Annotated in this window: 23 protein-coding genes and 1 pseudogene; 11 read left to right on the top strand and 13 right to left on the bottom strand. The window is 64.6% G+C overall.

The window, feature by feature from the left end:
• Positions 1-164: 164 nt before the first annotated feature.
• Positions 165-2030 (top strand): annotated as a pseudogene (gene rep / locus F753_RS31480) (DNA helicase Rep); the annotation flags it as partial.
• 96 nt (positions 2031-2126) lie between these two features.
• Complete coding sequence (trhA, locus tag F753_RS31475; protein ID WP_023444602.1) at positions 2127-2744, top strand: PAQR family membrane homeostasis protein TrhA; 618 nt, start codon at positions 2127-2129, stop codon at positions 2742-2744.
• Here the strand turns inward: trhA and F753_RS31470 are convergent.
• From F753_RS31470 to gap, 5 genes are all read right to left on the bottom strand, one after another.
• On the bottom strand, positions 2732-3526 hold the full coding sequence (locus tag F753_RS31470) for an IclR family transcriptional regulator (protein ID WP_023444601.1): 795 nt from the start codon (positions 3524-3526) through the stop codon (positions 2732-2734). The genes trhA and F753_RS31470 overlap by 13 nt on opposite strands.
• A 90-nt stretch (positions 3527-3616) precedes the next feature.
• Positions 3617-5119: a CoA-acylating methylmalonate-semialdehyde dehydrogenase gene (locus F753_RS31465; RefSeq protein WP_023444600.1), complete on the bottom strand. Its 1503-nt coding sequence runs from the start codon at positions 5117-5119 to the stop codon at positions 3617-3619.
• Positions 5120-5124: 5 nt separating this feature from the next.
• Positions 5125-6291, bottom strand: a complete 1167-nt coding sequence (locus F753_RS31460; RefSeq protein ID WP_023444599.1) for an iron-containing alcohol dehydrogenase — start codon at positions 6289-6291, stop codon at positions 5125-5127.
• 162 nt (positions 6292-6453) lie between these two features.
• Entirely contained in the window at positions 6454-7035 is a 582-nt protein-coding gene (locus F753_RS31455; protein WP_023444598.1) for a cyclodeaminase/cyclohydrolase family protein, read from the bottom strand.
• Positions 7035-8045, bottom strand: a complete 1011-nt coding sequence (gap, locus tag F753_RS31450; protein ID WP_014821779.1) for a type I glyceraldehyde-3-phosphate dehydrogenase — start codon at positions 8043-8045, stop codon at positions 7035-7037. The genes F753_RS31455 and gap overlap by 1 nt, the downstream gene beginning before the upstream one ends.
• A gap of 185 nt (positions 8046-8230) precedes the next feature.
• Between gap and F753_RS31445 the strand changes: the two genes are divergently transcribed.
• From F753_RS31445 to F753_RS31430, 4 genes are all read left to right on the top strand, one after another.
• Positions 8231-9766 (top strand): alpha-amylase family glycosyl hydrolase, encoded by a 1536-nt coding sequence (locus F753_RS31445; protein WP_023444597.1) that lies wholly within the window; start codon positions 8231-8233, stop codon positions 9764-9766.
• Between the two features lie 2 nt (positions 9767-9768).
• Positions 9769-11388 (top strand): alpha-amylase family protein, encoded by a 1620-nt coding sequence (locus F753_RS31440; RefSeq protein ID WP_023444596.1) that lies wholly within the window; start codon positions 9769-9771, stop codon positions 11386-11388.
• 10 nt (positions 11389-11398) lie between these two features.
• Entirely contained in the window at positions 11399-11986 is a 588-nt protein-coding gene (locus F753_RS31435; RefSeq protein ID WP_003297837.1) for a 3-keto-disaccharide hydrolase, read from the top strand.
• Positions 11987-12122: 136 nt separating this feature from the next.
• Positions 12123-12695: a xanthine phosphoribosyltransferase gene (locus tag F753_RS31430; RefSeq protein ID WP_003297838.1), complete on the top strand. Its 573-nt coding sequence runs from the start codon at positions 12123-12125 to the stop codon at positions 12693-12695.
• Positions 12696-12756: 61 nt separating this feature from the next.
• Here F753_RS31430 and F753_RS31425 read toward each other — a convergent pair whose 3' ends face one another.
• The 5 genes from F753_RS31425 to dadA all read right to left on the bottom strand — a co-directional run bounded on the left by F753_RS31425 (position 12757) and on the right by dadA (position 16327).
• On the bottom strand, positions 12757-13290 hold the full coding sequence (locus F753_RS31425; protein WP_023444594.1) for a cupin domain-containing protein: 534 nt from the start codon (positions 13288-13290) through the stop codon (positions 12757-12759).
• Positions 13291-13425: 135 nt separating this feature from the next.
• Positions 13426-13851 carry a c-type cytochrome gene (locus F753_RS31420; RefSeq protein WP_014821785.1) on the bottom strand — a complete coding sequence of 142 codons (426 nt, stop codon included), beginning with the start codon at positions 13849-13851 and terminating at the stop codon, positions 13426-13428.
• A gap of 161 nt (positions 13852-14012) precedes the next feature.
• On the bottom strand, positions 14013-14561 hold the full coding sequence (locus F753_RS31415) for a cupin domain-containing protein (RefSeq protein ID WP_003297842.1): 549 nt from the start codon (positions 14559-14561) through the stop codon (positions 14013-14015).
• Positions 14562-14679: 118 nt separating this feature from the next.
• Positions 14680-15054: a RidA family protein gene (locus F753_RS31410; protein ID WP_003297843.1), complete on the bottom strand. Its 375-nt coding sequence runs from the start codon at positions 15052-15054 to the stop codon at positions 14680-14682.
• Positions 15029-16327 (bottom strand): D-amino acid dehydrogenase, encoded by a 1299-nt coding sequence (dadA, locus tag F753_RS31405; protein ID WP_023444593.1) that lies wholly within the window; start codon positions 16325-16327, stop codon positions 15029-15031. Before dadA ends, F753_RS31410 begins: the two co-directional genes overlap by 26 nt.
• A gap of 146 nt (positions 16328-16473) precedes the next feature.
• On the opposite strand from dadA, the gene F753_RS31400 reads away from it, so the two are divergent.
• The 4 genes from F753_RS31400 (at position 16474) to F753_RS31385 (ending at position 21065) form a co-directional block, all read left to right on the top strand.
• Entirely contained in the window at positions 16474-16962 is a 489-nt protein-coding gene (locus F753_RS31400; RefSeq protein ID WP_003295466.1) for an Lrp/AsnC ligand binding domain-containing protein, read from the top strand.
• Positions 16963-17089: 127 nt separating this feature from the next.
• Positions 17090-18400 carry an NAD(P)/FAD-dependent oxidoreductase gene (locus F753_RS31395; RefSeq protein WP_023444592.1) on the top strand — a complete coding sequence of 437 codons (1311 nt, stop codon included), beginning with the start codon at positions 17090-17092 and terminating at the stop codon, positions 18398-18400.
• A gap of 59 nt (positions 18401-18459) precedes the next feature.
• Positions 18460-20007 (top strand): phospholipase D family protein, encoded by a 1548-nt coding sequence (locus F753_RS31390; protein WP_023444591.1) that lies wholly within the window; start codon positions 18460-18462, stop codon positions 20005-20007.
• 314 nt (positions 20008-20321) lie between these two features.
• A complete protein-coding gene (locus F753_RS31385; RefSeq protein WP_023444590.1) occupies positions 20322-21065 on the top strand; it encodes a hypothetical protein in 744 nt (247 codons plus the stop codon).
• A 1-nt stretch (position 21066) separates the two neighbouring features.
• Here F753_RS31385 and F753_RS31380 read toward each other — a convergent pair whose 3' ends face one another.
• The 3 genes from F753_RS31380 to F753_RS31370 form a co-directional block, all read right to left on the bottom strand.
• Complete coding sequence (locus tag F753_RS31380; protein ID WP_023444589.1) at positions 21067-21591, bottom strand: Mpo1 family 2-hydroxy fatty acid dioxygenase; 525 nt, start codon at positions 21589-21591, stop codon at positions 21067-21069.
• 103 nt (positions 21592-21694) lie between these two features.
• On the bottom strand, positions 21695-23260 hold the full coding sequence (locus F753_RS31375; RefSeq protein ID WP_023444588.1) for a methyl-accepting chemotaxis protein: 1566 nt from the start codon (positions 23258-23260) through the stop codon (positions 21695-21697).
• Positions 23261-23431: 171 nt separating this feature from the next.
• Positions 23432-24955, bottom strand: a complete 1524-nt coding sequence (locus F753_RS31370; protein ID WP_023444587.1) for a 3-hydroxyacyl-CoA dehydrogenase — start codon at positions 24953-24955, stop codon at positions 23432-23434.
• A 119-nt stretch (positions 24956-25074) separates the two neighbouring features.
• Here F753_RS31370 and F753_RS31365 point away from each other — a divergent pair, with 119 nt between their 5' ends.
• On the top strand, positions 25075-25518 hold the full coding sequence (locus F753_RS31365; protein WP_023444586.1) for a PaaI family thioesterase: 444 nt from the start codon (positions 25075-25077) through the stop codon (positions 25516-25518).
• Positions 25519-25521: the final 3 nt, after the last annotated feature.

Here is a 25521-nt window from a genome sequence, read left to right as displayed (position 1 = left end):
CGCCCCGCAGGGCGCGCACGAGTGTAGCGACCGGCACCGTCGGTGCAACGGTGCCGCGCGGGTTACTTCATGGTCGGCATGGCGAACTCGGCACCGGCGCGGATACCGGTGGGCCAGCGGCGGGGTACGGTCTTCATGCGAGGCGGCTCCCCCCCCCCCCCCCCCGCCACATCGTCGCCATGACCTTCACCAACAAGGCCGCGCGCGAGATGAAGGAGCGTGTCGGCAGCCTGCTCAAGGGCGCCGAGGCACGCGGCCTGACCGTGTCCACCTTCCACAACCTGGGCATGAACATCATCCGCAAGGAATACGCACGGATGGGCTACAAGCCCGGCTTCTCGATCTTCGATGACGGCGACATCAAGGCGCTGCTCACCGACATCATGCAGAAGGAATATTCCGGGGACGATGGTGCCGACGAAATCAAGAACTACATCGACAGCTGGAAGAACGACCTGATCCTGCCCGACGAAGCCCTGGCCAACGCACGCAACCCCAAGGAGCAGACCGCCGCCATCGTCTATCTGCACTACCAGCGCACGCTCAAGGCGTACAACGCGGTGGACTTCAACGACCTGATCCTGCTGCCGGTGAAACTCTTCCAGGAGCACGCCGACATCCTGGAGAAATGGCAGAACCGCATCCGCTACCTGCTGGTGGACGAATACCAGGACACCAACGCCAGCCAGTACCTGCTGGTCAAATTGCTGGTCGGCATGCGCAACCAGTTCACCGTGGTCGGTGACGACGACCAGTCGATCTACGCCTGGCGCGGCGCGCGTCCGGAAAACCTGATGCTGCTGAAGGAGGACTACCCCTCACTGAAGGTGGTGATGCTGGAGCAGAACTACCGCTCCACCAGCCGAATCCTCAAGTGCGCCAACATCCTCATCGCCAACAACCCGCACGTGTTCGAGAAGCAGCTGTGGTCGGAGATGGGCCACGGCGACGAGATCCGCGTGATCCGCACGCGCAACGAGGACGCCGAGTGCGAGCGCGTGGCGCTTGAAATCCTCACCGAACACCTGCGTACTCAGCGCCCCTACAGCGACTTCGCCATCCTCTACCGCGGCAACTACCAGGCCAAGCTGATGGAGCTGAAGCTGCAGCACCACCAGATTCCCTATCGCCTGTCCGGCGGCACCAGCTTCTTCGCCCGCCAGGAGGTGAAGGACCTGATGAGCTACTTCCGCCTGCTGGTCAACCCGGACGACGACAACGCCTTCCTGCGGGTGATCAACGTGCCGCGCCGCGAGATCGGCTCTACCACCCTGGAGAAGCTCGGCAACTACGCCAGCGAGCGCGGCATCAGCATGTACGCCGCCGCTGACGAGATCGGCCTCGGCGCGCATCTGGACGGCCGCTACGCCGAGCGCCTGGCGCGCTTCAAGCACTGGATGGACAACGTGCGCCAGCAGTGCGTGGTCAACGAGCCGATCGCCGCCATCCGCAGCATGGTGATGGACATCGACTACGAGAACTGGCTGCGCCAGAACGCCTCCAGCGACAAGGTGGCCGACGCACGCATGGGCAACGTCTGGTTCCTCGTCGACGCGCTGAAAAACACGCTGGATAAGGACGAAGACGGCGACATGACCATCGAGGACGCCATCGGCAAGCTGGTGCTGCGCGACATGCTCGAACGTCAGCAGGAAGAGGAAGAAGGTGCCGAAGGCGTGCAGATGATGACCATGCACGCCTCCAAGGGCCTGGAATTTCCCTCGGTGTACATCATCGGCTTCGAGGAGGAGATTCTGCCGCACCGTTCCAGCATCGAGGCCGACACCATCGAGGAAGAGCGGCGCCTGGCCTATGTCGGCATCACCCGTGCCAAGCGCAACCTGGCGCTGACCTTTGCCGCCAAGCGCAAGCAGTACGGCGAGGTGATCGACTGCACGCCGAGCCGCTTCCTCGACGAGCTACCGCCGGAGGACCTGGTCTGGGAAGGCCAGGAAGACGCGCCGGTGGAGGTCAAGGCCGCGCGCGGCAACGACGCCCTGGCGGCGATGCGGGCGATGCTCAAGCGCTGATCGCAGCGCCTGGGTTCGAGGAGCGTTCAACGCCGGTTTGTATCCCGTCACCTAACCGCGGCATGCTTGGCCGATCGCGGTTTCTGGAGGGATTCGATGTACCACGGTGAACGCTTCAATGCCTGGACGCATCTGGTCGGTGCACTGCTGGCCTGTCTGGGCGCCATCTGGCTGCTGGTGCTGGCGGCGCTCGACGGCGAGCTGGCGAAGATCGTCAGTGCAGCGATCTACGGCCTCAGCCTGATCCTGCTCTACAGCATCTCGACGCTGTACCACAGCCTGCGCGGGCGGGCGAAGGTGGTCATGCGCAAGCTCGATCACCTGTCGATCTATCTGCTGATCGCCGGCAGCTACACGCCGTTCTGTCTGGTCACCCTGGCCGGGCCCTGGGGCTGGACGCTGTTCGGCATCGTCTGGGGCCTGGCGGTGATCGGCATGCTGCAGGAGATCAAGCCGCGCTCCGAGGCGCGGGTGCTGTCACTGGTAATCTACGCGGTGATGGGCTGGATCGTGCTGGTGGCAGTCAAGCCGCTGCTGGCGGCGCTCGGCGGTGCCGGCTTCGCCTGGCTGCTGGCCGGCGGCATCTGCTACACGGTGGGCATCGTGTTCTTCGTCTTCGACGACCGTTTTCGGCACTGGCATGGGATCTGGCACATCTTCGTGATGGTCGGCAGCCTGCTGCACTTCATCGCCATTCTGTTCTACGTGCTCTGATCGGCCTCCAGCGCCGCCGCGCTGCCGAGCACCGCCTCCAGCTCGCTCGCCGCGGCGCGCAGCCGTGGCACGAACTCCAGCAGCTGCGCCATCGAGCAGCGAATCACCGGCGCATGGCTGAACAGGCAGGCCAGCAGCTCGCCGTCGGCATCACGCACCGGCACCGCACAGGCGACCATGCCGTCGATGAACTCCTCGGAGTCGGTGCCCAGCTGCTCTTCCCGCACCCGCGCCAGGTCGTCACGCAGCGCGCTGAGGTCGGTCAGGGTATTGCGCGCCATACGTTGCAGCGGCAGGCGCGGCAGCACCCGCTCCAGTTGCTCCGGCGGCAGCGAGGCGAGGTAGAGCTTGCCGCTGGCGGTGCACCAGAGCGGCGTGTGGCTGCCGATGGGCAGATTGATCTGCAGCGGCCAGTTGGTCTGCACCCGGTCGAAATAGAGCATGTCCAGCCCATCCGGGATGGCCAGCCCGCAGGTTTCACCGATGGCTTCGGAGAGCTGGCGCAGGATCGCCTGGCGCAGCGCCTTGTGCCGGCTGCTGCGCAGGATGTTCAGCGCCGCAACGTGCAGGCGCTCGCCCGGCAACAGCCCACCGCGCAGGCCGAACTGCAGGAAGCCTTCCTTTTCCAGCGTCTGCACCAGCCGGTGCGCGCTGGCCTTGGGAATGTCCAGCCGTTCGGCCAGGGCCGTCGGGCTGAGCGGCTCCTTCGCCGCAGCAACCGCCTCGATGATTTCCAGCACGCGGGTGATGGAGGAGCCTTTCTCGCGGGGAATGCTGCGCATCGTCTGCCTTGTCGTTCAATGAGCTGAGCGCCCCGCAGGGCGCGCACGAGTGTAGCGACCGGCACCGTCGGTGCAACGGTGCCGCGCGGGTTACTTCATGGTCGGCATGGCGAACTCGGCACCGGCGCGGATACCGGTGGGCCAGCGGCGGGTTACGGTCTTCATGCGAGTGAAGAAGCGCACCCCATCCGGGCCGTGCATGTTCAGCGGACCGAATACCGAGCGCTTCCAGCCGCCGAAGCAGTGGAAGGCCATGGGCACGGGGATTGGCACGTTGACGCCGACCATGCCGACCTTGACGTTTTCCTCGAACTGCCGCGCGGTGTCGCCGTCGCGGGTGAAGATCGAGGTGCCATTGCCGTATTCATGGTCGTTGATCAGTTGCAGCGCCTCGTCGAAGCTCTTCACCCGCACCACAGCCAGCACCGGGCCGAAGATTTCCTCACGGTAGATGCGCATGCTCGGCGTGACACGGTCGAACAGCGTCGGGCCGACATAGAAGCCGTTCTCATGGCCCTCGACCTTGATGCCGCGACCGTCGCAGACCAGCGTCGCGCCCTCTTCCACGCCCAGATCGATATAGCCGCTGACCTTCTGCTGGTGCTCGCGGGTCACCAGCGGGCCCATGTGCGGCTCGGGCTCGATGCCCAGGCCCGGGCCGGTGCGCATCTGGCCGATCTCGTCTTGCAGCATGCCGACCAGCTTGTCCGCCACCTCGTCACCGACGCACACCGCCACGGAGATCGCCATGCAGCGCTCGCCGGCCGAGCCGTAGGCCGCGCCGATCAGCGAGCTGACCACCTGCTGCGGATCGGCGTCGGGCATCACCACCATGTGGTTTTTCGCTCCGCCCAGGGCCTGGCAGCGCTTGCCGTGGGCCGAGGCGGTGGCATAGATGTATTCGGCGATCGGCGTCGAGCCGACGAAGCTGACCGACTGCACGCGCTCGTCGGTGAGCAGCACGTCCACGGCTTCCTTGCCGCCGTTGACGATGTTCAGCACGCCGGCCGGAAGCCCGGCTTCGGCCAGCAGCTCGCCGAGCAACATGGTGGCGCTTGGATCCTTTTCCGAGGGCTTGAGCACGAACGTGTTACCGCAGGCGATGGCCACCGGCAGCATCCACAGCGGCACCATCGCCGGGAAGTTGAACGGGGTGATGCCGACGCAGACGCCGAGCGGCTGCATCAGCGAGTTGGAATCGATGTCGCGACCGACATTGGAGGAGAACTCGCCCTTGAGCAGGTGCGGGATGCCACAGGCAAACTCGACCACTTCCAGCCCGCGGGTGACTTCGCCCTGGGCGTCGGAAAACACCTTGCCGTGCTCGCTGGTGATCAGCCGGGCGACGTCGTCACGACGTTTTTCGAGCAGTTCCTTGAAGCGAAACATGACCCGCGCGCGCACCAGCGGCGGCGTCTTCGACCAGCCGTCGAAGGCGGCCTGGGCGGCGGCAATCGCTTCGCGGGTTTCGTCTGCCGAGGACAGCGAAACGTACAGGCGCGGCTCGCCGGTGGCCGGGTTGTAGACGGTGGCGTGGCGCTCGGAGCGGCCGGCGACGGCCTCGTTGTTGATCAGATTGCCGAGGGTCTGCATGGGGCTCACTCCTGGTTCCAGACGGTTTCGTAGAGGTCGATGATTTCCGCTTCCGTGGGTACGCGCGGGTTGTTGCCGGGCGAGCCGGAGGCCAGCGCCTGGCGCGCCATGGTCTCGCGCAACTCGAAGAAGCGTTCGCGGGTGATGCCGAACTGTTCCGGGCTCGGCACTTTCAGTTCCTGATTGATTGCGCGCAGCTCGGCGAGCAGCTTGTCGTTCGCCACCTCGACGCTGTCGGTCTGCGCGGCGACGCCCATCGCCCGCGCGCAATCGGCGTAGCGCTCCGGCGCGGCGGGAATCGAGAAGGCGGTGATAGCCGGCAGCAGCATGGCGTTGGACAACCCATGCGGCACATGGAAGAAGGCACCGATCGGCCGGCTCATGCCGTGCACCAGCGCCACCGAGGCGTTGGAGAAAGCGATCCCGGCCAGGGTCGCGCCGAGCATCATCGCCTCGCGGGCGGCACGGTTGCCCGGCTCGTGGAAGACCGCGCGCAGGTTCGGCGCCAGCAGACGCATGGCTTCAAGCGCCTGGGCATCGCTGTAGAGGCTGGCCTTGCGGCTGACATAGGCCTCGATGGCGTGGGTCAACGCGTCGATGCCGGTGTCGGCGGTGACCCGCGGCGGCAGCGAGAGGGTCAGCTCGTAGTCGATCAGCGCGGCGATGGGCATGAAACCAAGGCCCGCGCAGAGCATTTTCTCGTCGCTGGTCTCATCAGTGATGATGGTGAAGCGCGTCGCCTCCGAGCCGGTGCCAGCAGTGGTGGGGATGGCGATCAGCGGCAGGCCGGCTTCGCTGACGTCGCGCGGGAAGCGGTAGTCGCGCATCTCGCCGCCGAACTTGCCGAGTATGCCGATGGCCTTGGCCGAATCGATCGGGCTGCCGCCGCCGAGGGCGACGATGGAATCAAAATCGCCCTGGCGGACCATTTCCACACCCGCTCGAATCGAAGCAGCGGTCGGTTCGGGCAGGGTATCGGCGAAGCACTGGCTGGCGATGCCGACCTCTTCCAGCTGACCGGCGATACGGGCGACATAGCCCAGTTCGACCATCATGCGGTCGGTGACGATCAGCGGGCGATTACAGCCCAGCTCCTTCAGCACGCGGGCGAGTTGCTGGCTGGCGCCGGCGCCGACTTCCATCAGGCGCGGCAGAACGATGCGATGACTCATGGGCACTCTCCGAAATTGGACTGCCTGGCGAGCTGGCAGCTTCTTATTTTGAGACTAAATGTCTCACTATAAACCGGAGAGTAGGTAGAGCAGGCAGCCGCCGTCAACCCGAAACGAGACCTTTCGTCTCGGGGTCAGGGGTGTACTTATTGGAAAACAGGATCAGACTGCGTTCAGACGATCACGAAGCTGAGTGGATTGCTGGCGAAGGCGTTCACAGGCGGACTGCACATCGACCCGCGCCTGGGCATCCATCTCGTCCATATCAGCCTCGACGTTGAGCAGCACGGCATCAACGCAGGCGCTCAGCAACAACACCGCCGCCTCGACATCACAGCGCAGCGACGGCTCGACCATCGGCAAGGCGCGCTCGGCAATGCCCAGCGCCTCGACGCAGGCATGCGCCGTCGCCAGCGGCACCGCGCATGCCTGGCGCGACAAGTCAGGCTTCCGGCCTTCGTCGTCCTTCAGATAGTCGGAAAAGACCGCCACGTCGTCGTCCGCAAAGGCGCCAGGACGACCCAGCAGCGAGCGGGCGTCGGCCAGCAGCGCGTTACAGGAGGCATCGCCATGCGCCGCGCTGACCCGCAGCGCCTTGACGATCAGCGCCACGGCCAAGTCAGCCGTGATTGCGGTAACCGCACCGCAGCCGGGCAACGCACGCTCGGCCACAGAATGGCGAAACTGCGCGAGGCTCAGCTGCCAGAGCCCCTGCCCCGCGCCCGGCCGGTCGGTTTCGCCCATCAGGCCGACTTGGCGCCGTCCCAGTGCAGCAGCACATCGAGCATGCGGTTGGAGAAGCCCCACTCGTTGTCGTACCAGGCCATCACCTTGACCAGCTCGCCCTGCACGCGGGTCTGACTGAGGTCGGCAACGCAGGACGCCGGGTAGCCGTTGAAGTCGCAGGAGACCAGCGCTTCCTCATTGCACTCCATGACGCCGGCCGGCAGCTTCTGCGCCCCGGCACGCAGGATATCGTTGATCGCCTCGACGCTTTCCGGCGCGTTCTCGGCGATAAAGGTCAGGTCGACCAGCGAGACGTTCGGCGTCGGCACCCGCACCGAGAGGCCGTCCAGACGCCCGGCCAGCTCCGGCAGCACCAGCCCGATCGCCTTGGCCGCACCGGTGGTGGACGGAATCATCGACAACGCCGCGGCGCGTGCGCGGTAGAGGTCGCTGTGCGCCTTGTCCAGTAGGTTCTGGTCGTTGGTGTAGGAGTGCACGGTGTTGAGCAGGCCCTGGCGGATGCCGACCGCCTCGTGCAGCACCTTGGCCAGCGGCGCCAGGCAGTTGGTGGTACAGGAGGCATTGGAGACGACGCGCTGATCGCCGAGCAGCTGGTGATTCACGCCGTAGACCACGGTCAGGTCGCCGCCATCGAGCGGGTGCGAGGCGAATACGCGACCGGCCCCGGCCTGCAGGTGCTGCTCGATCAGCGCGCGCTTCTTGAATTTGCCGGTGCACTCGAGCACCACGTCGACGTCCAATTCCTTCCACGGCAGCTTGGTCGCATCCCGCTCGGCCAGCAGGCGGATCGCCTGGCCGCGCACCACCATCGACTCGCCCTGCAGCTCAACCGGCTCGGGAAAACGACCAAAGGTCGAATCGAAGCGGGTCAGATGCACCAGCGTCTTGTGGTCGCTGAGATCGTTGATCGCGACCACCTGTACCCGATCCTGCAATCCACGCTCGAAAAGCGCTCGTACGACGGCGCGGCCGATACGTCCATACCCGTTGATGGCAATACGTAGCATGCAAATCTCCTCGGAGGGGTTGAAAGTCTGTCGTTAGCTTAGGCGGAGTATCCACTCTTGCGTTCATCGCGGGCCGACCAGGATCAATTAACCGGCGAACCCATGTGCCGTTGGCCAGTCGTAAACCTGACAGAGCGGCCGTGCAGGATCGGCCGCGACCTGAGACGAATCAGGGGGTGTGAGGCATGAGCGAGACAACCCAGACACCGTGGTGGAAGGGCGCGACCGTTTATCAGATCTACCCGCGATCCTTTGCCGACGGCAACGGAGACGGCATCGGTGACCTCAATGGCGTGCTGCGCCATCTCGATCATCTGCAACAGCTGGGCGTCGATGCGCTGTGGTTGTCGCCGATCTTCCGCTCACCCATGGCCGATGCCGGCTACGACATCAGCGACTATTGCGATATCGATCCGCTGTTCGGTTCGCTGGCCGACATCGACCGGCTGATTGCCGAAGCCCATGCCCGCGGTATCCGCGTGCTGCTGGATTTCGTGCCCAATCACACCTCCGATGAACACCCCTGGTTCGTCGAGTCGCGCAGCTCGCGGGACAATCCCAAGCGCGACTGGTACGTCTGGCGCGACCAGCCGAACAACTGGCGCGCCGCGCTGGGCGCCGGCAGCGCGTGGACCTGGGACGAGCACACCCAGCAGTACTACCTGCACCTGTTCCTGGCCAAGCAGCCGGACCTCAACTGGCGCAACCCCGAGGTGGTCGAGGCGATGCACGGCGTGCTGCGCTTCTGGCTCGACCGCGGCATCGATGGCTTTCGTATCGACGTCATCCACTGCACCGGCAAGGACCCGAGCTTCGCCGACGACCCGCGCTGCGGGGCCGGCCAGCCGCTGTCCGACTTCAACGATCAGCCTTACAGCCACGAAGTGCTGCGCGGCCTGCGCAAACTGGTCGACAGCTACCCCGGCGACCGCATGCTGGTGGGCGAGGTGAACATCCGTTCCACCGAGCGCGTGCTGCAGTACTACGGCGCCGGCGACGAGCTGCACCTGGCTTTCAACTTCAACCCGCTCGATGCGCCCTGGGACCCGGTGCTATTTCGTACCTGCATCCGCGAGGTCGAGCACTGGCTGCAGCCGGCCGGTGCCTGGCCGACGTGGGTGTTGTCCAATCACGACAACGTGCGCCAGCGCAGCCGTTATCAAGGCTCCGAGAGAGCCTCACGGGCGGCTGCGGTAATGCTGCTCACACTGCGCGGTACGCCTTTCATCTATCAGGGTGAGGAGTTGGGGCTGGAAGACGCGGTTATTACCGCCGAAACGCGAACCGATCCGGGCGGCCGTGACGGTTGCCGGGCCCCGATTCCCTGGCGGGCCGAACCGCCCCATGGCTGGGATGGCGCGACACCCTGGCTGCCCTTCCCTCCTGAGGCGGACGAGCTCGCGGCCGAGCGGCAGACCGGTGAGGCGAACTCCATGTTCGCGCTCTACCAGCGCCTGCTCGCCGCGCGCAAAGCCAGCCCGGCGCTGCATCACGGCGATTTCGAAGAACTGGCCTCACACCCCGAAGTGCTTGCCTACCGCCGGCACTTGGGCGGCGATCAGCGACTGGTCTGCATCAACTTCTCCGACCAGCCCCACGCCCACCCGCACGCCGGAGAATGGCACCTCGAGATCGCCAGTGACGGCGTCGGTGAAGGCGCTCCCTACAACGGCACCCTTAACCCAGGGCAGGCCGTCGTGCTGCGCCCAACGGAGAACTGAGCATGCGTCCCCTCTGGTACCGCAACGCGGCAATCTATCAGATCGATCCCACCCTGTTTCGTGACAGTAATGGAGACGGCTGCGGCGATCTGCGCGGCATCACCGAGCGCCTCGACTACATTCGCGGCCTCGGCTGCACGGCCGTATGGCTGATGCCGTTCTATCAGTCGCCATTCGACGACGCTGGCTACGACATCACTGACCATCTGCAGGTGGACAAACGCTTCGGTGATCTGGCCGACATCGTGGCTCTGTTGGAGAAGGCCGAAGAGCTGGGCCTGCACGTCATCATCGAGCTGGTAGTGCAGCACACGTCCATCCAGCACAAGTGGTTCCAGGAGGCGCGCCGCGACCGCAACTCGCCCTACCGCGACTACTACATCTGGGCCGACAAGCCGGACGATTTCATGGAGCCGATTTTCCCGACGGTCGAGGACAGCATCTGGACTTGGGACGAGGAAGCCGGCCAGTACTACCGCCATCTGTTCTACAAGCACGAGCCGGATCTTGACCTGACCAACCCGAAGGTCATCCACGAGATCGAGCGGATCATGTCGTTCTGGCTGCGTCTGGGTGTCTCCGGTTTCCGCATCGACGCCGCGGTGCACATGGTGCGCCAGGCAGGCGGCGGTGAACTGGAGAAAGGCTACTGGCTACTCGAACATATGCGCGACTTCGTCACCATGCGCCGGCCCGAGACTGTACTGCTCGGCGAGATCGACACTGATCCGGAAAAATACGTCGAATACTTCGGCGACGAAGCGGACCGCGTCACCTTGCTACTGGATTTCTGGACTAACAACCATTTGTTCCTGGCCTTGGCACGGCAGCAGGCCGAGCCGCTGGTGCGCGCACTGAACAGCCAGCCGCTGCCGCCCAGCCATTCGCAATACGCGCTGTGGATCCGCACCCACGACGAGCTGAGCCTCGACCGGCTGGAAGAGGATGAGCGCAAAGAGGTGATGGACACCTTCGCCCCCGACGAGAACATGCGTGCCTACAACCGCGGCATTCGCCGGCGGCTTGCGCCGATGCTCGACGGCGACGAGCGACGCATCGCGGCCACTCATGCGTTGCTGTTCTCGCTGCCCGGCACACCGATCATCCGCTACGGCGAGGAAATCGGCATGGGCGATGACCTCGACCGCCCCGAGCGACTGGCCGTACGCACGCCCATGCAGTGGTCCAACGAACCCAACGCCGGTTTCTCCTGTACCAAAGGTGAGCTGGCCGCACCGGTGATCGACGAAGGGTCGTTCTCGTACGAGAAGATCAACGTATTCGCCCAAACCCTGCGCAGCGACTCGCTGATGGCGCGCACCGGCAACATGATCCGCACGCGCATCGGCCTGCGCGAGATTGGCATCGGCAAGCGCACGACTGTCGAAGTGGATGATCCGGCGGTGTTCGCCATCCGCCACGACAACGGCTCCACGGTGCTGATGCTGGTCAATCTTGCCGACAAGGAAACCACCGTCGAGATCACCGAGGACGACCTTCAGGACATGGTCGATGTGCTCGCCGACTGCGATTACGGGCTGCCGGAAGGTTCGCCGCTGAAGATTCGCCTCGGGCCTTACGGCTATCGCTGGCTGCGGCGCAAGCAGCAACTGTTCGGATGAGGAGTGGCTGATGAATCTCGACGCAGCACAATGGCACGCCTGGCACGGCGCAACCTTTCCCGACGAAAGCTGGTACCGCGACGACGATGAACAGCTGTGTGCCATTGTCGGCGCCCCGCGGGTCGACCTGGTCTCGCGCGAGCGCTATGGCGATTTCATCCTGCAGTTCGAGTTCGCCCTACCGGTGGGCGGCAATTCCGGGGTCTTCTACCGCGTCGACGAAAGCGCCGGCCTCGCCTGGCACAGCGGGCCGGAAATGCAGCTGCTGGATGATGCCGTTCACCCCGACGGCGAAGAACCAACCACCCGCAACGGTGCCCTGTATGGCCTGCTCGCGCCCGAACAGGAAACCCGGATCGAACCCGGCAGCTTCATGCACGCAGCGCTTGTCGTGCGCCAGGGTACGGTCGAGCACTGGCTGGGCAATCGTATGGTGCTGAGTTATCGCCTGGACGACCCGGCCCTGCACACGCTGATCGAGTCCAGCAAATTCGCCGACAAGCCGCTGTTCGCCAAGGCGCCAGCCGGGCATATCGTCCTGCAGCACCACGGCGAGGCGGTGCGCTTTCGCCGCCTGTCGATCGAAGCGCTGGGCTGAACGTCGGCCTTGGATCGGCACGCCGAATTGAGCGAGAATGCGCGGCTTTTCCAGGCTGCGAAACGCAGTGACGGCAGAAGCGCCCCGGCGCCAAGCGTCAGGCAAGCCGCGGCCGCCCACGCTTGAGGTAGCGTTCGTGGAACAGCTGAAAGATAAGATTCGCAGTCAGGGCATCGTGCTTTCCGACCGGGTACTCAAGGTCGACGCGTTCCTCAACCACCAGATCGATCCCGTGCTGATGCAGGCCATCGGGCAGGAATTCGCCCGCCTGTTCCGCGATGCCGGCGTCACCAAGATCGTCACCATCGAAGCCTCCGGCATTGCGCCGGCCGTCATGGCCGGCCTGGAGCTGGGCGTGCCGGTGATCTTCGCCCGCAAGCACCAGTCGCTGACGCTGCAGGACAACCTGCTAACCGCCACGGTCTATTCGTTCACCAAGCAGGTGGAAAGCACCATCGCCGTGTCCACCCAGCACCTGTCCTCGAACGACCGCGTGCTGATCATCGACGACTTTCTCGCCAACGGCAAAGCCGCCAAGGGCCTGATCTCGATCATCAACCAGGCCGGCGCGAGCATCGCCGGCCTTGGCATCGTCATCGAAAAGGCCTTCCAGGCCGGTCGTCAGGAGCTGGAAGAAGCCGGTTACCGCGTCGAGTCCCTGGCTCGCGTCGCCTCGCTGGCTGATGGGCAAGTGCAATTCATAGACTGAGTGCAGGTCATTGGCTGAGTGCAGGTCATAGTCCGGGCGCAGCTCAAAAGCTGAACCCGGCTCAACCGGCCGGCGGCGCCTCTGCGCGCCATAGCGCCACCAGCGCACCCTGCGTGCCTGCCAGCGGATCGCTGATGGGCACGCCGACTTGGGCAATTCGCTCACGCGCCTGATCATGGGTGGCCGCGTCAGGCCGCTGCATGTCGTACTGCTGGCCGACCGGATAACCCGCCACCACCTGAAAATCTGTGCTGGCCTCGAGCGCGCAATGCCCCGTCCCGGCCGGTAGCACCAGCGCGTCGCCCACCTTCAGCTCGACCTCCTGACCGTTATCACCACCCAACATGACCCGCGCCCAGCCGCTGGCCACGCCGAGCGCTTCGTGGGCGGTGGAATGGTAGTGATGGTAGTCGTAAACCGTCCCACGCCAGGCAGACGGCCACAGATGGCTGTCGAACAGTCGCTCGAAGGCTTCCGCGGGGCTTGGTCCGGCCAATGGCAGCTGGCGGTAGATCAACACCGGATGCGGGCTGTTGGGCGTGCGCCCGTCACTGGCCAGGTGCAGCTGTTCGGGTTGTGGTGCGGAACTGGGCATGCGGGGCTCCTCTGTCGTCACGGGAATCCGACCGGTAGGCCGTATCGAATTCGACTCGAGAGCTGCCTGCTTTGCTCACCGCAGAAACGACAAAGCCGCCAGGAGGCGGCTTTGCTGGTGACGCCTAGCGCTCGATCAGAGGCCGGACATGTGCTGGATAGCGGCCTTCAACTCGTCATCGGAGCAGTCGCCACAGGTGCCCTTCGGCGGCATGGCATTGATACCGCTGATGGCGTGCTTGAGCAGGCCGTCCAGACCACCGGCAGCATCGGCACGGGCCGTCCAGGCTGCACTGTCACCGGTCTTCGGCGCGTTCAGCAGGCCGGAGCCGTGGCAGGCAGTGCAGAACTTGCCGTACACGTCGGAACCGCTACGGGCGGCACCACCGGCGGCTGCGGCAGCGCCGGCACCAGCGGCTGCGCACTCTTCACCTTGAATACATACTTCGCCCACCGGCTTGAGGCGCTCGGCGATTGCTTCGTCGGTCGCAGCCTGAGCGCTCATTGCCCACAGGGCCAATACGGCAGTCTGTGCTACCAGGATCTTCTTAATCAGGTTCACCTTACACCCTCATTGTGGCTAGACACGCCCGCGGCCACGGTATCGCGAGCGGCGGTCAGTATAACGGCAAGCCATGCCAGCCGAAACAATACGAAAGGCCCGGCGTTTCTCCGCGACGCTTTGTCGCAGCGCAACTTTCGGATGAACCAAGGCCGCTGCGGTTAAAAGTTCGCCGGCGTCGTCGCGCTGATCAACCGTGCCGGCGCGTCGTACGGATTGCGGAAACGATGCGGCTTGCTGCTCTCGAAGTAGTAGCTATCGCCGCTCTCCAGCACGTACACCTGACCGTTCACGGTCAGCTCCAGACGGCCTTCGACCAGCATCCCGGCCTCCTCGCCCTGGTGCGAGAGCATGTCCATTCCAGTGTCGGAGCCCGGCGGATAGGTCTCGTCGAGAAAGGCGATGGCTCGTCCCGGATGCGCCTTGCCCACCAGTTTCATGCTCACCGCGCCGTCGGATATATCGATCAACTCGCCGGCCTTGTAGACCACCTGGGTGTCGCTGTCCTGCTCGAAGTCGGGGGAAAAGAACTCCACCAGCGACATGGGAATCCCACTCAGCACCTTCTTCAGCGAACTGATCGAGGGGCTGACGCTGTTCTTTTCGATCATGGAAATGGTGCTGTTGGTAACGCCGGCACGCTTGGCGAGTTCACGCTGGGACAGACCCTTGAGCTTGCGGATGGTTTGCAGTCGAACGCCAACGTCCAATACGGGAGCCCCCTTTCAAGAGCGATGCGAAGAGGGGGCTATCATGGCAATGGCGTTCAGAATTTACAACACTGGCTCCGGACGAGCCGTCGCCCGGCACGCGCGGCTCTCCCAAGGGTCAGAGGACCGGGCCGGCGAGATCTGGCATGGCAGCGACGACGGTGATCTCGACCCGCACATCCGGCGAATACATCAGGGCCTGAACCGTGGTCCGTGCCGGCGCCGTGCCCGGTGTGATCCATGCATCCCACACCTCGTTCATACCGGCGTAATCGGCGGCGATGTCCTTCAGGTGAATGGTTGCCGAAAGCAGGCGCGTCTTGCTGGTACCCGCCTCGTCCAGCAAGCGTTCGATGCTCGACAGCGTTTCGCGGGTCTGCTCGCGGATATCACCGGTCAGGTCATCGGCCAGTTGCCCGGAGAGATACACCGCGCCGTTGTGGATCACCGCTTCGCTATAGCGGGTTTCAGTGTGCAGCCGCCGGATGGGCATGTTTACGGGTCTCCTTGTGCTTGCCGTAACGGAAGATATCCAGCCCCTCGGTGCTGATCTGCGGACGCTTGGACGCCAGCAGGTCAGCGAGCACACGGCCGGAGCCGCACGCCATGGTCCAACCAAGGGTGCCATGGCCGGTATTGAGGAACAGGTTGCGATAGGGTGTCGCGCCGATGATCGGTGTGCCATCTGGCGTGGCCGGTCGCAGGCCGGTCCAGAATACCGCGTCAGACGGATCGCCGCCCTGTGGATAGAGGTCGCCCACCACCATTTCCAGGGTTTCCCGCCGGCGCGGGTTGAGCGACAGATCGTGCCCGGCGATCTCCGCCATGCCACCGACACGGATGCGCTGATCGAAGCGGGTGATGGCGACCTTGTAGGTTTCATCGAGCACGGTCGACTGCGGTGCCATCGCCGGATCGCTTATGGGTACGGTCAGCGAATAGCCCTTGAGCGGGTAGACCGGTACACGAATGCCCAGCGGCTTGAGCATCTGCGGGCTGTAGCTGCCGAGCGCCAGCACGTAGCGATCGGCCGTCTCCAGCTTGCCGTCGATCCACACACCGGCCAGCCGGTCGCCGGCGTAGTCGAGGCGTTGAATATTCTGTTCGAAACGGAACTCGACGCCGAGCGCCACGGCCATTTCCGCCAGGCGCGAGGTGAACATCTGGCAGTCGCCGGTCTGGTCATTGGGCAGCCGCAGCGCACCGCTGAGCTTGTGCGAAACCTTCGCCAGAGCCGGCTCGACCCGTGCAATGCCGGCGCGATCGAGCAGCTCGTAGGGCACCCCGGAGCGCTGCAGCACAGCGATGTCCTTGGCGGCGGCATCAAGCTGCGCCTGGGTGCGGAACAGCTGCGTGGTGCCGAGCTGACGACCTTCATAGGCGATTCCGGTTTCCGCGCGCAGCTCATCGAGGCAGTCACGGCTGTACTCGGACAGGCGCACCATGCGCTCCTTGTTTACCGCGTAGCGGGCCGCCGTGCAGTTGCGCAGCATCTGCGCCATCCACAGGTACTGGTCGACGTCACCGGTAAGCTTGATCGCCAAAGGCGCATGCCGCTGCAGCAGCCACTTCATCGCCTTCAGCGGGATGCCAGGTGCCGCCCACGGCGAAGCATAGCCGGGCGAGACCTGCCCGGCATTGGCGAAGCTGGTCTCCATCGCCACCGCCGGCTGCCGGTCGACCACCACCACTTCGAAACCGGCCCGCGCCAGATAATAGGCGCTGGCAGTGCCGACCACGCCGCTACCCAATACCAGTACACGCATTGCAGCCTCCCACCCGCTCGAACGGGCTTTTCCGGATCACTATTGAAACGGAGTATAAAAATGCTCAAGCAGTGTTATTCACCATATAAAAAGCTATCTTTGGCTGTTATTCACGCCATCGACGCTTTATTTGGAGGGCATATCCCTTGAGAACCCGGCACCAGACGCGACGCGAACTGGACAAGATCGACCGCCACATCCTGCGCATTCTCCAAGCCGAAGGGCGCCTGCCCTTCACCGAGCTGGGCGAGCGCGTCGGCCTGTCGACCACGCCCTGCACCGAGCGCGTCCGGCGCCTGGAGCGCGAAGGCATCATCATGGGCTACTCGGCGCGGCTGAACCCGCAGCATCTGAAGGCGGGGCTGCTGGTGTTCGTCGAGATCAGCCTGGCGTACAAGTCCGGCGACATCTTCGAGGAATTCCGCCGCGCCGTGCTCAAGCTGCCCCACGTGCTCGAATGCCACCTGGTGTCCGGCGACTTCGATTACCTGGTCAAGGCGCGGATTTCGGAGATGGCCTCCTACCGCAAATTGCTCGGCGACATCCTGCTGAAGCTGCCCCACGTGCGCGAATCGAAGAGCTATATCGTGATGGAAGAGATCAAGGAATCCCTCGACCTGCCGGTCCCGGACTAGAGCCGATGACGGCCAGTTCTGCGGCCTCGTCGGGCAGCCTGCTATGCACCGCTGGTCATGCCCGGCTTTGCTCCGCGGCCTCGCTCCGGTCTACCCTAGGCGCATGCAGACCTCTCATGACACCTTGATGAATCACCGCGCATCCGCGCCGAACGGCGCCGTACATGCACCCTCCTACTATGCCGCGAGCGTCAATCGCGAACTGGCCTTCGAGCCGCTGCAGGGCGAGCAGCGGGCCGACGTATGCGTCGTCGGCGGTGGGTTCTCCGGCCTCAACACGGCCATCGAACTGGCCGAGCGGGGCCTCAGCGTCATCCTGCTGGAAGCGCACCGAATCGGCTGGGGCGCCAGCGGGCGCAACGGCGGGCAACTGATCCGCGGCGTCGGCCATGACGTCGAGCAGTTCAGCAAGATCATCGGCGAAGAAGGCGTCGATGAACTCAAGCGCATGGGCTTCGAAGCCGTCGACATCGTCCGCCAGCGCATCGAGCGCTACGCCATCGACTGCGACCTGACCTGGGGCTATTGCGACCTGGCGACCAAGCCGCGGCATCTGAAAGACTTCGACGAGGAGTACTCCGACCTGCTGCGCCTCGGCTATCCACATCCTCTGCAGCGCGTGTCGCGTCCCAACCTGGTCACGGTGGTGGGCTCGCAGCGTTACCTCGGCGGCCTGCTGGACATGGGCTCGGGCCACCTGCACCCGCTGAATCTGGCACTCGGCGAGGCGGCGGCGGCGCAGTCGCTGGGCGTGCGGCTGTTCGAGCAGTCGGCAGTCGAGCGCATCGAGTACGGCCCGCAGGTCAAGGTGCATACGGCTCAGGGCGTGGTGCACGCGGACAACCTGGTGCTGGCCTGCAATGCCTACCTCAACGGCCTGCAACCGAAGCTCGCCGGCAAGGTGCTGCCGGCCGGCAGCTACATCATCGCCACCGAGCGCCTGCCTGAGCCGCTCTGCCGCGAGCTGTTGCCGCAGAACATGGCGGTCTGCGATCAGCGCGTGGCGCTCGATTACTTCCGTCTCAGCGCCGATGGCCGTCTGCTGTTCGGCGGCGCCTGTCACTATTCCGGCCGTGACCCAAAGGACATCGCCGCCTATATGCAGCCGAAGATGCTCGAGGTATTTCCGCAGCTGGTCGGCATCGGCATCGACTATCAGTGGGGCGGGATGATCGGCATCGGCGCCAACCGGCTGCCGCAGATCGGTCGCCTGGCCGAACATCCCAACGTGTTCTACGCCCAGGCCTATTCCGGCCACGGGCTGAATGCCACGCACCTGGCCGGTCGCCTGCTTGCCGAAGCCATTGCCGGCCAGCAAAGCAGCGGCTTCGATCTGTTCGCCAAAGTGCCGCATCCGACCTTCCCCGGCGGACCGGCACTGCGCTCGCCACTGCTGGCGTTGGGCATGCTCTGGTATCGACTGAAGGACCGATTCTGAATTTTCGGACGAAGCGCAACGTCCAAGCATGAATGAAAGGATGCATACCCGGAGAAACCTTGCGCACTTACCTGACGCTCCTGCTGCTATTGCTGCTGGCCGGTTGTGCCAGCCACCCCACGCCAACCGAGTCCTATTCCGTGACACCGGACGCGTCGCCGCTTGGCCGGCGCATCCAGCAGCTCGCCACCGAACACGCCTACGGCCACTCGGGTTTTCGCCTGCTACCGGAGAGCACCGAAGCCTTCGCCGCACGCACCGAGATGATCCGCGCGGCGCAGGTCAGCCTCGATATCCAGTACTACATCGTCCATGACGGCCTCACCACACGTGCGCTGATCGACGAAGTGCTGCAAGCCGCCGACCGCGGCGTGCGCGTGCGGCTGCTGCTGGATGACACCACCAGCCATGGCGAGGACTACCGCATCGGCACTCTGGCCGCGCACCCCAATATTCAGATCCGCGTCTTCAACCCGCTTCACCTCGGCCGCAGCAACGCCATCACCCGATCCATGGGACGCCTATTGCACCTTTCGCTGCAGCATCGGCGCATGCACAACAAGCTGATGCTGGTCGATGGCAGCCTGGCCGTCGTCGGTGGACGCAATCTCGGCGACGAGTACTTCGAGGCCGACCAGGCGATGAACTTCACCGACATTGATCTGCTTGGCGCCGGCCCGGTCGCCGAGCAACTCGGCAAGAGTTTCGACCGCTACTGGAACAACCAGCTGAGCGTGCCTATCCAGCATTTTCTCTGGTGGCAACCGAAACCGCGCCAGCTGGACAAGGCGCGCCAGCAGCTGAGCGACTACCTGCAGCAGGCCAAACAGGAAAACAGCGAGCAGTACCAGCGCCTGATGCAGTACAAGCAGCGCCCGCAATTGCAGCAGTGGCTGGACGAACTGATCTGGGCACCAGGCAGGGCGATGTGGGACGCGCCGGAAAAACTGCTCGCCGAAGGCGTACCGGCGTCATCGCTGCTGCTGACCACGCAACTTGCACCGACCATGCAGGCCGTGAGCAGCGAGCTGACACTGGTTTCGGCCTACTTCGTGCCGACCGATAGCGGCGTGGACTACCTGGCGGATCGCACCGGTGCGGGCGTGACCGTGCGTATCCTCACCAACTCACTGGAGGCCACTGACGTGCCGGCCGTGCATGGCGGCTATGCGCCCTACCGCGAGGCCATGCTGGAACTCGGCGTGCGCCTGTTCGAACTGCGCCGGCAGCCGGAGCAGGAAGCCTCTTACAGTTTTCTCGGCGAGTCGGAATCCAGCCTGCATAGCAAGGCAGCGGTATTCGACCAGCAGAAGGTTTTCATCGGCTCGCTGAATCTCGATCCGCGCTCGGTGCTGTGGAACACCGAGGTGGGGATTCTGGTGGAAAGCCACGAACTGGCCCGCGAGGTCCACCGCCTCACGCTGGAGGGTATGTCGCCGGCACTGAGCTACGAAGTTCGCCTGGTGGAGCGCGACGGCCGCAAGCAGCTCACGTGGATCGCAGAGGATGGCGGCCGGCTGCGCACCATCGAAAAGGAGCCAGGCGGGCTCTGGCGACGCTTCAACGCCTGGTTCGCCGACGTCATCGGCCTGGAGAAGATGCTTTAGTGGCCTGTTTGGTAAGTTCGGTTGGTCATTTCGGCGCCCATGGCCCGATACCGCGTTGCTGCTCCTTGCCATAGGCCCGCTATGACCCGTCGCAGCGCCTTGCCCCGGAGTCATGTTCAGCCGAACTTGCCTCAACCAACTCACCGCACAGGCCACTAGGTTCGCAACAAGCTGCCGCACGATGTCGTCCGTTTGGCTACAAGCCGTCACAAATCATTCTTTGGGGTGATACCACTCGGCCAGCAGTCCGTTAGGCTCCAGCGTGCTGCTGCCATGCACGCATAGCTTCTATAAAAATAAAAAGGAGCACGACAATGGACCGTTTAACTCGCTTCTGGCTATTGCTGATACTCGTAATGCTGCCCGGCTTTACCGAGGCGGCCCCGCCCGAAACCATCTCTGCGCTGCAGAACTTGCAGATCCACGCCAATCGCGCGACCAGCAGCCTGCTGCTCTACCGCGGCGAAGGCTTTCAGAAGGCGCACCTGTTGCGTCTGGAAGACGACATCCGCGCGCTGAATGCAGCCCTACTCAATGTCGCCAATCCCACCAGCGCCCTGCGCGAAAGCCACCAGGCGCTTCAGGCTCGGCTGCGCGAAGGCGCCGGCTTCGGCTACGAAGAGGACGACATGCCCTGGGGCTGGCCGCTGGAGATGAGCAAGGCACTGCGCGACTTCCTCACCGCCGTTCGCGCTCAGCAAGGGGCGGACGCTCAGGCCGAACTGCCGGCCAAGGTTGAATACCTGGCCGTTCAATACCTCAGCCGTGCCTACATCGGCTCGTTCGAGATCGCTCGCGAACAGCCGGACACCTATCTCGGGCAGGACGAGCGCCACCTGGTGCCGGCGATCGACGCTCAGCTGGCCGAACTGGATGGCAAGCGCGATCCCGCGCTGGCCAAACTCAAGACCCGCTGGGATTTCCTCAAGGTGGCGCTGGAAGACATGAACAGCGGCAGCAACAACTTCACCACCGCCTCAGGCCGGCCGTTCGCGCCAATCATGGTCGACCGCCATGCGCGCAGCCTCAGCGATCAGTGGATGGCGGCGAAGCCCTGACTCAGCCGTGGGCGGCTGAGTCGCGCAGACGCACAGGACCGACCCGCGCCTCGATGGCGAGGCGCAGCGGCTCGCGCAGACCGAGCATGAAACCAAGCTCGGCAGCGACGAACAAAGGCCCGATGATCAGCCCGGTGAGATCGTCGACGAACGCCGGCTTGCGACCCTCGAAGTAGTGCCCGATGAACTGGATGATCCAGCCGAGCACGAACAATCCCGCGCCAACGCCCAGCCACAGCGCCATCGTTGCGCCGGCCAGAACTGCGCCCAGCCATACGCAGAGCAGCAGCACGGCGCTCATCAGCAAGCCGTAACGCAGATCCAGGCGAAGGTAGAAAACCGCAGCGGCGAGCGACACCAGTGCCGCCGGGCTTAGCCACAACCCGGCCCATTCGATGCCCGGCCGCGACAGGAGGATCGCCACCGCCAGCACGATCAGCGGAATGCCGATGAAATGGGTCAGGAGGTTGCGTGGATCGCGATGATAGGCCGCGTACTGTGCCAAATGATCGGTGAGGGTCTTCATTGGCGGCATCTCCGGAAGTCGCGTCTCACCAAGCTTAGCCGGTCGCAGCGGCTGGAGCACCGCCGGACACAGGGCGATCGCGCCAACATCGGTGGTTGCCGGGCTATTGCTCGGGACGATAGCCCAGCCGCAAGCCGCCCCAGTGACGCCCACCGACCATGATCGGCACGGACAGGTCATGCATCAGCTCCCCGGTATCGCGACTGTAGGTCTGCAACAGCAGGCGGCGCTGATGACTGCCGCAGCGCCCGCCGGTGCGGTCGTTGAACAGGCGCTTGCTACGGCTCTTGACCCGGTCTATTTCCGGGTTGCCCACCGGTGGCTGGCTGAACGCGCGGTTGTGGGTCGGCACGTAGCCCTCCGGCGTCGTGGCGATGGCGTAGACCAATGCGGCATGCTTCTGCAGCACCGGCTCCTGAATCGCCGGCAAAACCTCGTCGGCATAGCGGTCGAAGCGGGTCTGATACTTCACCGGATCGGTATTGGCCTGCGCCCGGTAATTGCGGTCGAACAGGTCATCGAGACTGACGCGTCCGGCCTGGATATCGGCCTCGAAACGCGCGCTGATGGCCGCAGCCCCCTGACGCGCCAGGTCGAACATGGTCTGGTGATAATCGTCGAGCTGGACCTCGGCCAGTTGCTCGCTGGCGCTTTCGGCCTGAGCCACCAGGCGTTCCGCCGCCAGCTCGAGCTGGCGGGTCTGCTCCTCGCTGTCCAGGGCATCGGTACGCAGCTGATCGAGGGCGACGAACTGTCCGGTCAGGCGCTGATGGTTGTCGGCGGTGCCGGTGGTGATCTGCTCGACCTGGCTTTCGACGCTGCCGGCCAGTTCGGCGATGCCGCTGAGCTGCTCACCGGTGGTGGCGATCTGCTCGGCCGCGGCGTCCAGCTCGTTGCCTTGACGCTGGATGTAACTGACCACCGCTTCGCTCTGCTGGCGAATGTCGGCCACCATGCGACCGACCTCCTCGGTAGCGCTGGAGGTGCGCGCCGCCAGACTGCGTACTTCGTCGGCGACCACGGCAAAGCCGCGGCCGGCCTCACCGGCACGGGCGGCCTCGATGGCTGCGTTGAGAGCCAGCAGGTTAGTCTGGCTGGCAATGGACTCGATCACGTCGGTAATGCGGCGGATTTCCTCCGTCCGCGCCGAAAGCCCGTCAATCAGCTCGCGGCTGGCGTGGGTCTGAGCACTCAGTTGCTGCATGCGTTCGATGGCGCGCTGCAGTTCGGCTTGCCCGGTATCGCTGCGCTCGCGCACCGCTTGCGCGGCATCCAGTGTGTGGCGGGCCCGCTCGGCGCTGTCCTGCTCGGTGGCGGCGATAGCCTGGGCACCATTGGCGATTTCGCTGACGGCCTGCAGCTGTGACTTCAGGCGGATGGCCAGCTGCTCGGCGCTGAAGGCGACCTGAGCAGCCGACAGCGCGTTGTGACAGGTATTGCGCGAGAGATTCTTGGTCAGCTCGGCGAAGCTCTGTGGCGCCTCGTCGGCAGCCGTGGCGCCGCCGGCCACCGCCCCCCACGAGGTGAACCAGGGCCAGAGCGCCGCCAGCATCAGCAGCGCACCGGTCACCAGCAGGGGCGGTGCCAGCCAGTAATGCACGAGCAGCAGACCGATGATCAGCACGGCATGGAACACGGCGGCCTTCGGATGGCGGTAGGCGGGGCTCATGGTCGGCCTCTTGTTCTTGTCGGATTGATCCGACGTTGTACCCATACCCTCCAATAAAGAACAGTAGTGCCTTAGTAGCAACGTGCCGTCATCGGAGGCTTACTCCAGGCTTAACGGCCGCGCCCACACAAACTGAAGCGATGGACCTCCTTCTCCGAGCACCGCCGGTCGTCAGTCGGCAACCGGACGATCAGGCGCGGTCAGCGGCAGGCACAACCGCACGCGCCGGCGCAGCCAGGGACTGGGGCGATAACGTGCCTCGCCGCCATAGCAACCCTGCATCGCCTCAAGGATGGCGAGAATTCGGCCCGCACCGTAATGCTCGGCAAAGCCCAGCGGCCCTTTCGGATAGCCAAGCGCCAGGGTGATTGCGCGGTCGAGTATCTGCGGGTCGGCAATGCCCTTCTGCGCGCTCTCGCAACCGAGATTGACGATGCTCGCCACCACCCGCTGACTGACGAAGCCGGGCGAGTCGTTGATCACCTCCACCGGCACGCCATCGTGACTCAGGGCCTGTTGCGCCTGTGCCTCGAGCGCGGGGTCGAGCGCCGGTTGGCGCATCAGTACCCGGCGCCGATCGAAGTCAGCGAACAGGTCGAAGGCGATACTGCGGGTGGCGGGCAGATCAAGCCTGGCGATCATCGTGCTGGCATCCTCGCCCAGCGGGGTGATCAGGCAGATGGCGCGCTCAGACGGCGCCTCACCGGTTTCCAGCTGAGTACCGGCCCCGCACAACAACGCCGCCAGCCGGCCGCGCAATTCGGCATCCTGACTGTCCAGCCAGAACGGGCGCTCGACGACTATCGGCCGCCATTGCGGCTCCGGCGTGCGGATCTGCTGGCCGTTCTCGTAGCGGTAGTAACCCTGTCCGGTCTTGCGTCCGAGCAACCCCGCGGCGACCCGCTGCGCCGCCTGGTAGGACGGTGTATAGCGCGGGTCCTGATAGAACTGCTGATACACCGACTCCATCACCGCATGGGAAATATCCAGCCCGGTGAGATCGAACAGCTCGAACGGCCCCATGCGAAAGCCCGGGCCGTCGCGCAGGATGCGGTCGATCTGCTCGGCATCGGCGATACCCTCCGCAAGGATGCGCTGCGCCTCGGTGCTGTAGGCGCGACCGGCGTGGTTGACCAGAAAGCCGGGAGTATCCGGCGTGATTGCCGGAAAATGCCCAGCCTCTTCGGCCAGTTTGACCAGCCGCTCGATGACCTGCGGATCGCTGCGCTCACCGCGCACCACTTCCACCAGCTTCATCAACGGCACCGGGTTGAAGAAGTGAAAACCCGCCACCCGCTCTGGATGCTGGCAGGCGGCAGCGATGCGTGTGACGGAAAGCGATGAGGTGTTGGTCGCCAGCACCGTGTCCTCGGCGAGCAAGGACTCCAGCTCGATGAACAACGCTTGCTTGGCCTCGAGATTCTCGACGATCGCCTCGATCACCAGATCGCAGCCGGACAGATCGGCCAGCGCAGGCGCCGCCTGCATTCGGGCCAGCGTGGCGTCCAGCTCGGCGACGCTCAGCCGCCCCTTGGCCACGCCGCGTTCTAGCAGCTCGCGGTTGAAGCGCAGCGCCTCGCTGATCGACGCGCTGCGTGCATCGTGCAACCAGACCTGCTTGCCGGCGCTGGCGAACAACTGCGCGATCCCGCGGCCCATGGCGCCCGCGCCGACGATGCCGATACGCTCAAACATGCAAACCTCCTCACGAACAATGCGGTATTCCGCAGTGCGGAACAAGATTCCATCGAATTGACCATGAGCGTAAAGACTGCCAATCTCCAGCGCAAGTCAGCCACCGAACCCGCTCGCTCATGTCCGATCAACCCTATCCAGCCGCCACACTGCAACAGGTCGAAAGCTCGTTGACCGGGTTCTTCCAGGACCTCGGTTGCCAGCTCAAGGAGTACGGCCCGGAGCGCGCGGTGGTCGAACTGCTGTTGTTGCCGCGTCACCTGAACAACGCCAGCAACCTGCACGGCGGCGTCACGGCGACCCTGCTGGACGTGGCGATGGGCCTCTGCGGAACCTGGGTGGAACAGCCGGAACAGCGCCGCGTGGCGACCACGCTGTCGATGAACGTCAACTTCAGCGCACCGGCACCAGTCGGCAGCCGCATCCGCGCTGTCGCTGTCTGCCGCTCCGCGGGGCACAAGGTGTTCATGGCCAGCTGCGACCTGCTGGACGAAAAGGACCACTTGCTGGCCTTCGGCGAAGGCGTATACAAGCGCGGCAAGCTGCGCAGCGAGCTGCCCTGAGCG

The sequence above is a fragment of the Stutzerimonas chloritidismutans AW-1 genome (assembly GCF_000495915.1).
Lineage (GTDB): Bacteria > Pseudomonadota > Gammaproteobacteria > Pseudomonadales > Pseudomonadaceae > Stutzerimonas > Stutzerimonas chloritidismutans.
Note: the sequence above shows the minus strand (reverse complement) of the source record. Positions and strands in the feature narration are given on the sequence as shown.

What these genes read in the sequence shown, in the direction of transcription:
- F753_RS31445 (WP_023444597.1), top strand. Translation starts at nt 8,231, where the DNA reads ATGAGCGAGACAACCCAGACACCGTGGTGGAAGGGCGCGACCGTTTAT.
- trhA (WP_023444602.1), top strand. Translation starts at nt 2,127, where the DNA reads ATGTACCACGGTGAACGCTTCAATGCCTGGACGCATCTGGTCGGTGCA.
- F753_RS31395 (WP_023444592.1), top strand. Translation starts at nt 17,090, where the DNA reads ATGAATCACCGCGCATCCGCGCCGAACGGCGCCGTACATGCACCCTCC.
- F753_RS31455 (WP_023444598.1), bottom strand. Translation starts at nt 7,035, where the DNA reads ATGGGCGAAACCGACCGGCCGGGCGCGGGGCAGGGGCTCTGGCAGCTG.
- F753_RS31425 (WP_023444594.1), bottom strand. Translation starts at nt 13,290, where the DNA reads ATGCCCAGTTCCGCACCACAACCCGAACAGCTGCACCTGGCCAGTGAC.
- F753_RS31435 (WP_003297837.1), top strand. Translation starts at nt 11,399, where the DNA reads ATGAATCTCGACGCAGCACAATGGCACGCCTGGCACGGCGCAACCTTT.
- F753_RS31380 (WP_023444589.1), bottom strand. Translation starts at nt 21,591, where the DNA reads ATGAAGACCCTCACCGATCATTTGGCACAGTACGCGGCCTATCATCGC.
- F753_RS31375 (WP_023444588.1), bottom strand. Translation starts at nt 23,260, where the DNA reads ATGAGCCCCGCCTACCGCCATCCGAAGGCCGCCGTGTTCCATGCCGTG.
- F753_RS31465 (WP_023444600.1), bottom strand. Translation starts at nt 5,119, where the DNA reads ATGCAGACCCTCGGCAATCTGATCAACAACGAGGCCGTCGCCGGCCGC.
- F753_RS31460 (WP_023444599.1), bottom strand. Translation starts at nt 6,291, where the DNA reads ATGAGTCATCGCATCGTTCTGCCGCGCCTGATGGAAGTCGGCGCCGGC.
- F753_RS31385 (WP_023444590.1), top strand. Translation starts at nt 20,322, where the DNA reads ATGGACCGTTTAACTCGCTTCTGGCTATTGCTGATACTCGTAATGCTG.
- dadA (WP_023444593.1), bottom strand. Translation starts at nt 16,327, where the DNA reads ATGCGTGTACTGGTATTGGGTAGCGGCGTGGTCGGCACTGCCAGCGCC.
- gap (WP_014821779.1), bottom strand. Translation starts at nt 8,045, where the DNA reads ATGCTACGTATTGCCATCAACGGGTATGGACGTATCGGCCGCGCCGTC.
- F753_RS31470 (WP_023444601.1), bottom strand. Translation starts at nt 3,526, where the DNA reads ATGCGCAGCATTCCCCGCGAGAAAGGCTCCTCCATCACCCGCGTGCTG.
- F753_RS31365 (WP_023444586.1), top strand. Translation starts at nt 25,075, where the DNA reads ATGTCCGATCAACCCTATCCAGCCGCCACACTGCAACAGGTCGAAAGC.
- F753_RS31370 (WP_023444587.1), bottom strand. Translation starts at nt 24,955, where the DNA reads ATGTTTGAGCGTATCGGCATCGTCGGCGCGGGCGCCATGGGCCGCGGG.
- F753_RS31440 (WP_023444596.1), top strand. Translation starts at nt 9,769, where the DNA reads ATGCGTCCCCTCTGGTACCGCAACGCGGCAATCTATCAGATCGATCCC.
- F753_RS31410 (WP_003297843.1), bottom strand. Translation starts at nt 15,054, where the DNA reads ATGCCCATCCGGCGGCTGCACACTGAAACCCGCTATAGCGAAGCGGTG.